12 protein-coding genes are annotated in these 13,379 nt (G+C 61.2%); 5 read left to right on the top strand and 7 right to left on the bottom strand.

Features of this window, described 5'->3' with window-relative positions:
• Positions 1-9: 9 nt before the first annotated feature.
• The 7 genes from FHT92_RS07895 to FHT92_RS07865 form a co-directional block, all read right to left on the bottom strand.
• Positions 10-645 (bottom strand): 2,3-bisphosphoglycerate-dependent phosphoglycerate mutase, encoded by a 636-nt coding sequence (locus FHT92_RS07895; RefSeq protein WP_183823637.1) that lies wholly within the window; start codon positions 643-645, stop codon positions 10-12.
• A 22-nt stretch (positions 646-667) separates the two neighbouring features.
• Positions 668-1,492 carry a 4-hydroxy-tetrahydrodipicolinate reductase gene (dapB, locus tag FHT92_RS07890; RefSeq protein ID WP_183823635.1) on the bottom strand — a complete coding sequence of 275 codons (825 nt, stop codon included), beginning with the start codon at positions 1,490-1,492 and terminating at the stop codon, positions 668-670.
• Positions 1,493-1,509: 17 nt separating this feature from the next.
• A complete protein-coding gene (locus tag FHT92_RS07885) occupies positions 1,510-3,297 on the bottom strand; it encodes an ABC transporter ATP-binding protein (RefSeq protein WP_183823633.1) in 1,788 nt (595 codons plus the stop codon).
• Positions 3,298-3,450: 153 nt separating this feature from the next.
• On the bottom strand, positions 3,451-4,467 hold the full coding sequence (locus tag FHT92_RS07880; protein ID WP_183823631.1) for a glucokinase: 1,017 nt from the start codon (positions 4,465-4,467) through the stop codon (positions 3,451-3,453).
• 27 nt (positions 4,468-4,494) lie between these two features.
• Positions 4,495-4,875: a methylglyoxal synthase gene (locus FHT92_RS07875; RefSeq protein WP_183745646.1), complete on the bottom strand. Its 381-nt coding sequence runs from the start codon at positions 4,873-4,875 to the stop codon at positions 4,495-4,497.
• Between the two features lie 104 nt (positions 4,876-4,979).
• Entirely contained in the window at positions 4,980-6,074 is a 1,095-nt protein-coding gene (mepA, locus tag FHT92_RS07870) for a penicillin-insensitive murein endopeptidase (protein WP_183745649.1), read from the bottom strand.
• A gap of 111 nt (positions 6,075-6,185) precedes the next feature.
• The gene (locus FHT92_RS07865; RefSeq protein ID WP_183823629.1) at positions 6,186-6,758 is read right to left on the bottom strand and encodes a hydrolase; all 573 of its coding nucleotides are present in this window, start codon (positions 6,756-6,758) and stop codon (positions 6,186-6,188) included.
• 40 nt (positions 6,759-6,798) lie between these two features.
• Here FHT92_RS07865 and FHT92_RS07860 point away from each other — a divergent pair, with 40 nt between their 5' ends.
• The 5 genes from FHT92_RS07860 to FHT92_RS07840 all read left to right on the top strand — a co-directional run bounded on the left by FHT92_RS07860 (position 6,799) and on the right by FHT92_RS07840 (position 13,377).
• A complete protein-coding gene (locus FHT92_RS07860) occupies positions 6,799-7,434 on the top strand; it encodes a TetR/AcrR family transcriptional regulator (RefSeq protein WP_183823627.1) in 636 nt (211 codons plus the stop codon).
• Positions 7,435-7,539: 105 nt separating this feature from the next.
• Positions 7,540-9,372 (top strand): extracellular solute-binding protein, encoded by a 1,833-nt coding sequence (locus FHT92_RS07855; RefSeq protein WP_183823864.1) that lies wholly within the window; start codon positions 7,540-7,542, stop codon positions 9,370-9,372.
• Positions 9,373-9,521: 149 nt separating this feature from the next.
• Positions 9,522-10,607 carry a microcin C ABC transporter permease YejB gene (locus FHT92_RS07850; RefSeq protein ID WP_183823625.1) on the top strand — a complete coding sequence of 362 codons (1,086 nt, stop codon included), beginning with the start codon at positions 9,522-9,524 and terminating at the stop codon, positions 10,605-10,607.
• Positions 10,607-11,752 carry an ABC transporter permease gene (locus tag FHT92_RS07845; protein ID WP_183823623.1) on the top strand — a complete coding sequence of 382 codons (1,146 nt, stop codon included), beginning with the start codon at positions 10,607-10,609 and terminating at the stop codon, positions 11,750-11,752. Before FHT92_RS07850 ends, FHT92_RS07845 begins: the two co-directional genes overlap by 1 nt.
• Entirely contained in the window at positions 11,749-13,377 is a 1,629-nt protein-coding gene (locus FHT92_RS07840; RefSeq protein WP_183823622.1) for an ABC transporter ATP-binding protein, read from the top strand. The genes FHT92_RS07845 and FHT92_RS07840 overlap by 4 nt, the downstream gene beginning before the upstream one ends.
• Positions 13,378-13,379: the final 2 nt, after the last annotated feature.

The following is a 13,379-nucleotide window of genomic DNA, read 5'->3' as shown; positions in this document are numbered from 1 at the left end:
TGATCGCGGTCAGTGCGCGCCGGACATGTCGCCGAGCACTTCCTTGGAAGCGACGGTGGAATCTGCCTTCAGCTTGTAGACCATGGGCACGCCGGTCGCGAGATTCAGCGAAAGAACCTGCTCGCGGGTGAGGCGGTCGAGAACCATGACGAGCGAACGCAGCGAATTGCCGTGCGCGGCAACCAGCACCTTTTCGCCGCGCAGGACGCGCGGAAGGATTTCCGTCAGGTAATAAGGCCAGACGCGCGCGCCGGTGTCACGCAGGCTTTCGCCGCCCGGAGGCGGAACGTCGTAGGAGCGGCGCCAGACATGCACCTGCTCTTCGCCCCACTTGGCGCGGGCATCATCCTTGTTGAGGCCGGAGAGATCGCCATAGTCGCGTTCGTTGAGCGCCTGGTCGCGGATCGTCTGCAGGTCCGGCTGGCCGACCTTGTCGAGGACAAGCTTCAGCGTGTGCTGCGCGCGCACCAGTGCGGAGGTGAAGGCCACATCGAACTTGATGCCGTAGTCGGCGAGCGCCTGGCCGCCGGTCGTGGCTTCCTGGATGCCGAGCTCGGTCAGGTCGGGGTCCTTCCAGCCGGTGAAGAGATTCTTGAGATTCCAGTCGCTCTGGCCGTGGCGAACGAGGACGAGGGTACCGCTCATGAAAAATGCCTCCGAGAAATGGTCAATGGGAAGAAAGCCCGAGAACATCGAGCATGGAATAGAGCCCCGGCTTCTTGTCGCGCGCCCAAAGGGCTGCCTTGATGGCGCCGCGCGCGAAGATCGAACGGTCGGTTGCGCTGTGCGAAAGCGTGACGGTTTCGCCTTCGCCGGCAAAGAGCACCGAATGCTCGCCAATGACGGAGCCGCCGCGCAGCGTCGCAAAGCCGATCGTGCCGGCTTCCCGCGCGCCGGTATGGCCGTCACGCACGCGTACCGATTTCGAAGCAAGATCGATGTTGCGGCCCTTCGCTGCCGCCTCGCCGAGCAGCAATGCCGTGCCCGAGGGCGCGTCGACCTTGCGCTTGTGATGCATTTCAAGAATCTCGATATCCCAGTCGGCGGGATCGAGCGCTTGTGCTGCCTGCTGCACGAGAACGCTGAGCAGATTGACGCCGAGGCTCATATTGCCTGACTTGACGACGCGGGCATGGCGCGCGGCCGCCGCAATCTTCTGATCGTCCTCCTGCGAGCAGCCGGTCGTGCCGACGACATGGACGATGCGGGCCTGCGCGGCGAGACCGGCAAATTCGATGGAGCCGGCTGGCGAGGTGAAGTCCAGTACGCCCTCGGCATGCAGGAACGCAGCCAGCGGATCGTCGCCGATGATGATGCCGTTTGCACCGAGCCCTGATATTTCGCCCGCATCCTTGCCGATGAAGGGCGAGCCGGGACGCTCGATTGCTGCATGCAGCGTCACGCCATCGATGGAATGAATGAGACGGATGAGCGTCTGCCCCATGCGCCCCGCCGCTCCGACCACAACCAGTTTCATCGCAGCATCGCTCATGTCAGTCGTCATCCCGATCAGTATGAATCAGAAGCCGAAGGCCTCTGCAGATTGTTGAGGCGAGCGTAAAGACCGTCGCTGACCTTCGCAAGCGTCTCGTGATTGCCTTCTTCCACGACGCGGCCCTGCTGCATCACGATGATCTTGTCGGCGCGCACCACGGTCGAAAGCCGGTGGGCGATGACGACGACCGTGCGGCCGGTCATGGCTTCGTCGAGCGCCTTCTGCACGGCGGCTTCCGATTCCGTATCGAGAGCGGAGGTCGCCTCGTCGAGAAGCAGGATCGGTGCGTTGCGCACCAGAGCGCGCGCGATCGACAGCCGCTGCCGCTGGCCGCCGGACAGCGTCACGCCGTTTTCGCCGACGGGCGTATCGTAGCCCTGCGGCTGTGCGACGATGAAGTCATGCGCATAGGCAAGCCGCGCTGCCTTCTCGATCTCTTCATCCGTCGCTTCCGGACGACCGTAGCGGATATTATCGCGGATCGTACCTTCGAAGAGGTAAGGTTGCTGCGAGACATAAGCGAGCTGCTGGCGCAGCGACCGCTTGGTGATATGGGCGATATCCTGTCCGTCGATCAGGATCTCGCCTTCCTTCGGATCGTAGAAGCGCGGAATGAGACTGATGACGGTGGATTTGCCGGCGCCCGAAGGACCGACGAGCGCCGTCGTCTTGCCGCCCTCGGCCGTCAGCGTCACGCCGTCAAGCACGCGTTCATTGCCATAGGCGAAGGAGACGTTGCGGAATTCGATCTTCGCTTCGGTGACAACAAGCGGCTTGGCATCCGGCAGGTCGCGCTGGCGTGTTTCCATGTCGAGCAGCTCGTAGATCATCCGGGCGTTGACGACGGCGCGCTCCATCTGCACCTGCAGGCGGGCAAGGCGTCGGGCCGGGTCGTAGGCGAGCAGCAGCGCCGTGACGAAGGAGAAGAAGGCGCCCGGCGGCACGCCCTGATAGATCGAGCGATAGGCGGCATAGGCAAGCACGCTCGCGACCGCAAAGCCGGCAAAGCTCTCCGTCAGCGGCGAGGTGCGCTCGGAAAGCCGCGCGATGCGGTTTGCCCGCCCCTCGGCAGCGCCGATCAGCTTGTTGACCTTGTTCTCCAGCGCCTCTTCCATCGTGAAGGCTTTCACGATGGAAATACCCTGGATCGTCTCCTGCATGGCGCCGAGAACATGACTGTTGAGGTCGACGGCCTCGCGGGTGGCAGAGCGCAGCCGCTTGGAAACGTAGCGCAGCGCATAAAGCAGCGGTGGCGCCAGAATGAAGACGGCAAGGCTCAGCAGCGGATCCTGCAGCACCATGACGCCGATCAGCGAGACGAAGGTCAGGAGATCGCGCACCGTCGAGGTGATGGTGAGGTTTAGCACGTCGCGGATGCCGCTGACATTCTGGCTGACCTGTGCGGCGATCTGGGCCGAGCGCGCCTCGTTGAAGTAGCCGACGGAAAGCGTCATCAGGTGCGAATAGAGCCGGCGCTGGTAGCGGGCGACGATGTCGTTCCCGATACGCGAAAGCGCCACACCCTGCCCGTAGCTCGCAAAACCGCGCAGCATGAAGGCGATGAAGATCGAAAGACAGATGATCCAGACGACGTCCGCGCGCCTGTTGGCGAAGGCCTCGTCGATGATCGCCCGCATGATCCAGGCGGTAAATGCCGTCGAAAGTGCCACGATGACAAGGCAGGAGATCGCGAAAACATAGCCCCAGAGATGGTCCCGGCCGTTTTCCGCAATGATGCGTTTCAGGATTCCGGTCACGGTATCGCTGTTGACGTGTGGCTTTCTGCTGTCGGCGGCTTCCAAAAATAGGCTTCCTGTCTCGGGACTGCATGCCGCAGGCGCGGCACCGCATATGCGCGGGCTCTATAAAGAGTTGAGGGGGCTTTGGCTAGAGCGCCGTGCGCCCCACCGGGGCGCGCAAAGGGCGCTCTAACGCCTTGAAACTATGCTTCGGGCTCAGGCCCGCCAGCGCCGTCCATCCGTCGAAAGGCCGAAATTTGCAGGCATGCGTGCATAGGAAGAAAGCCCGGCAAGAGCAGCCAGCGGGTGCGTCACGACATAGGTCGGGATCGTACGCAGCAGGGCCGAATGCGGTGCCTTGTCTTCGAATGCAGCCCGGAATTCAGGCTTTTTCAGTGCCGGAAGGATCTTCTGCGAGATGCCGCCCGAGAGATAGACGCCGCCGCGGGCCATAAACACCAGCGCCATGTCGCCCGCCACGCGGCCGAGATAGGTGGCAAACAGCGAGACGGTTTCGACCGCGACCTTGTCGCTGCCGACGAGCGCATGCGACGTGATGTCCGCCGGGTCGCTCATTGCAGGCGTGGCACCGTCGGCTGCGCAGATGGCGCGGTAAAGATTGACGATGCCGCGACCGCAGAGGATCTGTTCGGCCGAAACGCGGCCCTCAATGGTCTCGATATGCGGAAAGATCTCATAGTCTCGTTTGCTGCGCGGCCCGAGATCGACATGCCCGCCTTCGCCCGGAACCGGAATCCAGGTCGACTGGGTATGGACCAGACCGCCGACGCCGAGGCCGGTGCCGGGTCCGAGCACGACACGGGACGCCACCATGTCGCCAGCAGCATTGCCGATGCGTTCCCGGTTCTCGTCGGAAAGGGCGGCAATCGCCAGCGCCTGTGCTTCGAAATCGTTGACGATGAGCACATCGACGAGGCCGAGGCCCTCGATCATCGTCTTCGGCCGCACCACCCAGGGGCAGTTGGTCAGCGGGATCTCGTCGGCCTTGATCGGGCCGGCAACGGCAAGGATCGCCGCGCGCGGCTGGACGGAGGTCTTGTCCAGCACACCCTTCTGGATCGCCTCGTCGATCGTCTCGTAATCGGCCGTGCGCACATTGGGAAACTGCTTCGGCTCCGCATAGGCATCCGTCAGGATTGAGAAGCGGGCATTCGTGCCACCGATGTCTCCGATCAGGATCGGAAAGGGCAAGGGAGTAGAGGATGCAGTCATGGCCGGTTCCGTGCTGGTGCCCGAGGATCAGGCGTTAAGGGTAGGGAGAAGCTTTTCGGCTGTCGACTCGTTCAGCGCCATCGGGATGTCGTAGACGATCGCAAGCCGCATCAGCGCCTTCACATCGACATCATGCGGCATCGGCGTCAGCGGGTCCACGAAGAAGATCAGAGCCGAGACCTCGCCGGTGGAGATCAGCGCGCCGATCTGCTGGTCGCCGCCGAGCGGGCCGCTCTTCAGCCGCGTCACATCAAGATCGGGAGCGGCATCGAGAACACGCCCGCCGGTCGTGCCGGTGGCGACGATTTTCCAGGGGGCCAGGAGGTCTCTGTTGCGGCGGGCAAATGCCGCCATCTCGTCCTTCTTCTGGTCATGCGCAATCAATGCTAGGCATTTGCCGCCGGCCATGAACGGAACCTCCGCGAGCGTAATTCAATCGATTTGGCCGCTTCTACACCAGGCGTTTGCGATTTGAAAGACAGTCGCCCGCCCGCCTGTTTAGCCTATCGAGCTTATTGCACGACCGGCTTGTCGTTCGGAACCGGGCCGAGCGAAGGAAGCGCGCTGCCGGTATCGACAGGCGGTGCGGCCGCCGGGGCTGCCGTCAGGGCACTCGCTGCGGAAGGGCCGCCATAGGTGCCAGCTTCCGTAGAGGCGATGGACGGAGCATCGACAACGGCGGAGCAGGCCTTCGGCAGGTCGGAGACCATGACTTCACGCGGCGGCTTCGGCGGCTTTGTGCTGGGCTTGGGCGCCGCCCAAGGCTCCTTGGTGAACCACCAGGCAAGCGACTTGTCGCAGCCGTCGCCGGCAGCCACCGGCGGCTGTGGCGTACAGCCGTTGGCGCCCGGCGGGCATTTGATGCGGATATGGAAATGCGAATCGTGCCCATATTCGGGCCTGAGCTTGCCGAGATTGGTGCGGTCGCCCGTCCAGGTGTCGCACAATTTCTTCTTGATCGCCGGGTTGACGAAGATGCGCTGGACCTGCGGATAGCTTGCCGCCAACATCAAAAGTTCCGCCCGCTGCTCGCTCCACACTTTCGGGTCGAGGGTCAGGAACTTGTCCTTCTGCAGCATCGAGATGAAGGGCAGGTCTTCCCGTTCTTCGTAACTCATGCGATGCGAGGGCATCGGCGTCAGCCAGACATCGGCATCGAGGCCGATCTGGTGTGAGGCATGGCCGTTCGGCATCGGCCCGCCACGCGGCTGGGCGATATCGCCGACGAGGATACCGGGCCAGCCAATCCTGGTGCGCGCATCCTGCGAGAATTTTTCCAGAAGCGAAATCATCGCCGGATTGCCCCAGCGCCGGTTGCGCGACAGACGCATCGCCTGCCAGGTCGGCCCGTCAACCGGCAGTGCCTCCGCACCGGTCATGCAGCCCTTGGCGTAGAAACCGATCGGCTGCGCCGGACCCTGCGTCGGCAATTTTTCTGCACCGAAAATCGCCTTGGCGCTGCCGGGGCTCGGCGTCTTCTGCTGTGCGCCGACATCACCGGCAACAAGGCTTGCGCCTATTACGCCGGCAAGCGTCAGCTTGCCAAACGTCCTGAAACCGAAGGTCAGTTTGCCGAAAGTCCTGAAAGCCTGAGCCTTGAAAGCCATGCCGTTCCCTTGCCGCATTTACCAAAGTGATTTGCAATCGAATCTACCGTGAAAAGCAATTTTGGTGAATCGATGATTTGGCAGGCGGCGCGGGGACGGATCGCCGCGCCGTCACACGTTGGCTAGAACCTCTGCGGTTTTGCGCACGCGCGAAAGGCGCGGCAGGATGCGCTCGCAGGAAAGCGAATGCATTTCGGCGGTGAAGGTGCTCATCGCGTCCTCGACGGCGATCACAGCGTAATTATGCGCAAACGCATCGCGGATTGTCGCCTCGACGCCGAAATTCGTAGCGATACCCGTCAGGATCACGGTCCTGATGCCGCGGCGGCGAAGCTGGAGATCCAGTTCCGTGCCGTAGAAGGCGCTCCATTGATGCTTGACGATATGGACGTCGGCCGCGAGCGCAGCGATTTCCGCTGGTGCCGCAAGGGCGGCCGCCGGAAGGCCGCCTTCGGGGAAAACCGCCGGCTCGTCCACCGGCTGGTTGACAGCATCGGCATAGTCCGGGGAGAATCCGACCGTGACCAGGATCACCGTCCCGCCTTCGGTCTTCAGCTTGGTAGCGATGGCGGCTGTATTCTCGATCACCTGCTGGGCGGAATGGGGCGCAAGCTGCCGGCTGACGATGAAGCCTTGCAGGTCGATGGAAATGAGTGCGGTGGTCTTCGGATCGTAAAGGGACATCGGGAGTCTCCGGGAAAGAAAATATGAGGATATCCTCACAATGACAAATACGAGGATTGCCTCACAAAAATCAAGCCCGGAACCGCAAACCCGTGTGCCGAAACGCCAGCGCGGCCACGAGCGCGTCGCGATCCTGCTGGAAGCGGCAGCCAGGGTCTTTCTCGAAAAGGGCTATGACGCCGCGACCATGACGGAGATCGCCGCGGCCGCGAATTCTTCCATCGGCTCGCTCTACCAGTTCTTCCCGACCAAGCTCCTGCTTGCCGAGGCGCTGCATATCGATCGCCTGCAGCGTCTGAACGGCGGGCTCGCCGAACTCGCGCAGAAGACTAGGGGAAAGAGCGCTGCCGAAATCGGCGATGCCATCTTCACGCGGTTCGGCCGTTTCCTCGATGATCATCCCGAATTTCCGGTTCTCGCCGCCAGGCGCGATGTGCCCAAGGAGCGCAAGGCGAAATCGCGCGCGGAGCTTCGCGCCGGCATTACTGCACTGCTGAAGAACGCGGAACCGTCGGTCGAGCGCGATGTCGATCTCCTCGGCGCCCTCGTTCTGGAGCTTCTGCGCATCGTTGTCGCCGCCGCCAACGACCCCGATGGCTCGGGCGATCCGCGCCTGGTCGGGGAGTTGCGTCGCATGCTCCGCAAGCGCCTCGAGGAAGTGGCGCCCTGCACGTGAGCGATCGGGTAAAAATTTCGCGAGCCCGGGAAAAAACAAAGTCTTTCCTGTTTTTCGCCTGCATTTCTCGTATTGTCGGCGAAACTAATAACTGGGGAAGAATGTATAGTGGCTTCGTGGTCGAAAATCGGTGTTCTGGTAGCATTTCTGGGTTCGCTTATACCTGCGGCTGTATTTGCTCAGGATCAGCAGTTCCAGATTGGCAGCTCGGTCATCAGCGAGATGAAGTACAAGCCGGGCTTTACCCATTTCGACTACGTCAATCCCGATGCCCCGAAAGGCGGCGACCTGCGTCTGTCTTCAAGCGGCACTTTCGATACTTTCAATCCTTTGCTGGCAAAAGGCCAGACAGCGGTCGGTCTGTCGCTTGTCTACGACACCCTGCTGAAGCAAGCTGATGACGAACTCCTCGTCTCCTATGGCCTGCTTGCCGAGGGCCTTTCCTATCCTCCCGACGTAGCGACCACAACCTTTCGCCTTCGCAAGGAGGCCAAATGGGCAGATGGTCAGCCGGTCACGCCCGAAGACGTGATTTTCAGCTTCTACAAGACCAAGGAGCTGAACCCGCTTGCCGGAAACTACTACCATCACGTGGTCAAGGCTGAGAAGACGGGCGAGCGGGACGTTACATTCACCTTCGACGAGAGGAACAACCGCGAGCTGCCGAACATTCTCGGCCAGTTGGTGATCGTGCCGAAACACTGGTGGGAGTCACCGGGACCGGACGGTAAGCCGCGCGACATTTCGAAGACGACGCTCGAGCCGGTGATGGGCTCGGGACCCTACAAGATTGCCGCCTTCTCTCCCGGCGCCACGATCCGCTACGAATTGCGGGATGACTATTGGGGCAAGGACCTCAATGTGAACGTCGGTCAGAACAATTTCCGTAACATTCTCTACACCTATTATGGCGATCGGGATGTCGAGTTCGAAGCTTTTCGTGCCGGCAACAGCGATTACTGGCAGGAGACTTTTGCAGCGCGTTGGGCAACGGGATATGATTTCCCCGCAGTGAAGGAAGGGCGCATCAAGAAAGAAGATGTCACCAATCCCCTGCGCTCCACTGGCATCATGCAGGCGCTCGTGCCGAATATGCGGCGCGACATCTTTAAGGATGAGCGGGTGCGCGAGGCGTTGAACTACGGTTTCGATTTCGAGGAATTGAACCGCACGATCGCCTTCAACAGCTACAAGCGCATCGACAGCTACTTCTGGAACACCGACCTTGCCTCATCTGGCCTTCCGCAAGGCAGGGAATTTGAAATTCTTCAGGGCCTGAAGGATCAGGTTCCCGCCGACATCTTCACAACCCCCTACAGCAATCCCGTTGGCGGGGATCCGCAGAAGAGCCGCGACAACCTTCGCAAGGCGATCTCTCTTCTGAAGGAAGCCGGCTGGGAGCTGAAGGGCAATAGGATGGTCAATGCCAAGAGCGGCCAGCCGATGAGTTTCGAAATATTGTTGTCGAGCCCCCTGCTCGAGCGCTGGGCGGTGCCCTATGCCACCAATCTGAAGAAGATCGGCATCGATGCGCGGGTCCGCACGGTCGATGCCGCGCAATATACCAACCGCGCGCGCAGTTTCGATTTCGATATGATCTGGAATGTCTGGGCTCAAACCGTGAACCCGGGCAATGAACAGGCCGACTACTGGGGATCGACTTCCGCCAACCAGCAAGGCTCGCGCAACTATGCCGGCATCGCCAATCCGGCCATCGATGCGCTCGTTCGCATGATTATCTTTGCTCCCAACCGGGAAGAGCAGATCGCTGCCATCAAGGCCATGGACCGTGTGCTGCTCGCCAATCACTATGTCATTCCGCTGTTCTACCGCGATACTTATTCGATCGCTTATTGGAACACGGTGACGCGTCCAGCAGAGTTTCCGGCATACAGCCTTGGCTTTCCCGATGCCTGGTGGTCCACCACGGTTAAATGAGCAGGCTTGCAATGCGAGGGGCCCTGCGCTCCAAATGGCATCGGCGAATCAGGACAAGCCGGCGTAAGCCGGCAAAGGAAGGCTGGCAGATTGAACGGCAATCGATTGGATGGCGTGCAGGCGACGATATTCCCGGAGGCTCGTGACTGATGGGTGCCTATATTCTCCGCCGCCTGCTTTTGATGATTCCGACCATCATTGGCATCATGGCGATTTCTTTCATCGTCGTTCAATTCGCCCCCGGCGGCCCGGTCGAGCAGGTGATCGCCCAGCTGACCGGCCAGGCCGATAGCGCCGATCAGCGCATCTCCGGCGGCGGTGATCTTCTCGGCGGCGGCAGCGAGGAAAGCTCCAAATATCGCGGCGCCCAAGGCCTCGATCCCGAACTGATCGCCAAGCTCGAAAAGCAGTTCGGCTTCGACAAGCCGCCGCTGACCCGCTTCGGCGAAATGATGTGGAACTACATCCGCTTCGATTTCGGCGAGAGCTTCTTCCGCAATACGACCGTGCTCGATCTCATCAAGGAAAAGCTGCCAGTTTCGGTCTCGCTCGGCATCTGGATCCTGATCTTCTCCTACGCCATTTCCATTCCGCTCGGCATCCGCAAGGCAGTTAAGGACGGCTCCTCCTTCGATGTCTGGACATCAGGCGTCATCATCGTCGGTTATGCCGTGCCGAGCTTCCTGTTCGGCATCCTGCTGATCGTGCTCTTCGCCGGCGGTTCCTTCTATGACTGGTTCCCGCTGCGCGGCCTGGTATCGGATAATTTCGATCAGCTTGCCTGGTGGCAGAAGCCGCTCGATTATTTCTGGCATCTCACCCTGCCGCTGATCTCGCTGTCGCTGGCATCTTTTGCCACGACGACGCTTCTGACCAAGAACTCCTTCATCGACGAGATCAAGAAGCAATATGTCATCACCGCGCGCGCCAAGGGCCTGAACGAACGGCAGGTGCTCTATGGTCACGTTTTCCGCAATGCCATGCTGATCGTCATCGCAAGCTTCCCGAGCGCCTTCATCTCCGCCTTCTTCACCGGCTCGCTCCTGATCGAGAACATCTTCTCGCTCGACGGCCTTGGCCGCCTCGGCTACCTCTCGGTCGTCAACCGCGACTACCCGATCGTCTTTGCGACACTTTATATCTTCTCGCTGCTTGGCCTCTTCGTCGGCCTGATCTCGGACCTGATCTATACCTGGATCGATCCGCGCATCGATTTCGAGCGGAGGGACGTCTGATGGATGTCGCCGCAAACCCAACGACGACGCCCGTCCGCCCGCCCCGCAAGGGCCTCTTGTCGCCGACCAACATCAGGCGCTGGCGGAACTTCAAGGCCAATAAGCGCGGCTACTGGTCGCTCTGGCTCTTCCTCGTCCTCTTCGTGCTTAGCCTCTTTGCCGAGTTCATTGCCAACGACAGGCCGATCATCGCCTCCTACAAGGGCGAGATCCTGTTCCCTGTCATCATCAATTATCCCGAGGAGAAGTTCGGCGGCTTCCTGGCCGAGACGGACTATCGCTCCTCCGTCATCTCGGACGAGATCGATGCCAATGGCTGGATGATCTGGCCGCCGATCCGCTATTCCTACCAGTCGGTCAATTCCAATATCCCGCATTCCGCCCCGACGCCGCCTTTCTGGCTGATGTCGCCGGAGGAACGCTGCAGGGCCTATCCGCAGGGCGTCAACGATCCCGGCTGCAGGCTCGGCAATCTCAACTGGCTCGGCACGGATGATCAGGCGCGCGACGTGCTCGCGCGCGTCATCTATGGTTTCCGCATTTCCGTTCTCTTCGGCCTCGTGCTGACGATCTGCTCGGCCGTCATCGGCGTGACGGCCGGCGCCGTCCAAGGTTATTTCGGCGGCTGGACGGACCTGTTTTTCCAGCGGTTCATCGAGATTTGGTCCTCGATGCCGGTGCTCTACATCCTGCTGATCATCGCCGCCATCCTGCCGCCCGGTTTCTTCGTGCTGCTTGGCATCATGCTGCTCTTTTCCTGGGTCGGCTTCGTCGGCGTCGTGCGCGCAGAATTCCTGCGCGCCCGCAATTTCGAATATGTGCGGGCCGCCCGCGCGCTCGGCGTCAACAACCGCACCATCATGTGGCGGCATATGCTGCCCAATGCGATGGTGGCGACGCTGACCTTCCTGCCCTTCATCCTCTCCGGCTCGATCACCACGCTGACCTCGCTCGACTTCCTGGGCTTCGGCATGCCGCCGGGCTCTCCCTCGCTCGGTGAACTGATCGCCCAGGGCAAGGCCAATCTCCAGGCACCATGGCTCGGGCTGACGGCCTTCTTCACCATGTCGATCATGCTGTCGCTGCTGATCTTCATCGGCGAGGCGGTGCGCGATGCCTTCGATCCGAGAAAGACGTTCCAATGAGTGAAGCGCTGCTCTCCGTCCGCGATCTCTCTGTCGCCTTCCATCAGGGTAGCGAAACCTCGCTTGCCGTGGATCGAATCTCCTTCGATATCGGCAAGGGCGAGGTTGTGGCACTTGTCGGTGAATCCGGTTCCGGCAAGTCGGTCTCGGCAAACTCCATCCTGCGGCTTCTGCCCTATCCCTCGGCCAGCCATCCGGGTGGCGAGATCTTTTTCAAGGGCAAGGATCTCTTGAAGGCTTCGGACCGTGAAATGCGCGAAGTTCGCGGTAACGACATCACCATGATCTTCCAGGAGCCGATGACATCGCTCAATCCGCTCCATACGATCGAAAAGCAGATTGCCGAAATCCTGGCGCTGCATCAGGGCATGAGCGGGCAGGCGGCGCGCACCCGCGTGCTGGAACTCTTGAACCAGGTCGGCATCCGCGAGCCGGAAAAGCGGCTGAAGGCCTATCCGCATGAACTCTCCGGCGGCCAGCGCCAGCGCGTCATGATCGCCATGGCGCTCGCCAATCGGCCGGAATTGCTGATCGCCGACGAACCGACCACGGCGCTCGACGTCACGGTCCAGGCGCAGATCCTCGAGCTCCTGCGAAAATTGAAGGGCGAGCACGGCATGTCCATGCTCTTCATCACCCATGACCTCGGTATCGTGCGCAAATTCGCCGATCGTGTCTGTGTGATGACCAAGGGCAAGATCGTCGAGACGGGGCCGGTCGAAGAGGTCTTCACCAATCCGAAGCACGATTACACCCGTCATCTGCTCGCCTCCGAGCCGCGCGGCGAACCGCCGCTGACCGACGCCACCAAGCCTGTTGTCATGGAAGGCAATGACATCAAGGTCTGGTTTCCGATCAAGGCCGGCCTCATGCGCAAGGTCGTCGATCACGTGAAGGCCGTCGATGGTATCGACCTCAAGCTAAGAGCCGGGCAGACGCTCGGTGTCGTCGGCGAATCCGGCTCCGGCAAGACGACGCTCGGGCTGGCGCTGACCCGCCTCATCTCCTCGAAAGGCCGCATTTCCTTCGTCGGGAAAGATATAGCAAGCTATTCATTTACGGAGATGCGGCCGCTGCGCAACCAGCTCCAGGTCGTCTTCCAGGATCCCTATGGTTCGCTGAGCCCGCGCATGTCGGTCGGCGATATCGTCGCAGAAGGCCTGAAGGTGCATGAGCGTTCGCTCTCGGCCGAAGAGCGCGACCAGCGCGTCTGCTGGGCGCTGGAGGAAGTCGGCCTCGATCCGCTCACCCGCTGGCGTTTCCCGCATGAATTCTCCGGCGGCCAGCGCCAGCGCATCGCGATCGCCCGCGCCATGGTGCTGAAGCCGCGTTTCGTCATGCTCGACGAGCCGACATCGGCGCTCGACATGAGCGTGCAGGCACAGGTCGTGGACCTGCTGCGCGACCTGCAGAAGAAGCATGATCTCGCCTATCTCTTCATCAGCCACGACCTGAAGGTGGTCAAGGCGCTCGCCAACGATGTCATCGTCATGCGCTTCGGCAAGGTGGTGGAGCAGGGGCCGTCGGCGGAGATCTTCCAGGCGCCGAAGGATGATTATACCAAGGCATTGATGGCCGCCGCCTTCAATATCGAGGCGGTACCCACTCCCGCCATTCAGCAGTAGAA

Origin of the sequence: Rhizobium sp. BK377 (genome assembly GCF_014193935.1) — a bacterium.
Lineage (GTDB): Bacteria > Pseudomonadota > Alphaproteobacteria > Rhizobiales > Rhizobiaceae > Rhizobium.
The sequence above is the reverse complement of the archived record's forward strand: the minus strand, read 5'-3'. Positions and strand labels throughout refer to the sequence as shown.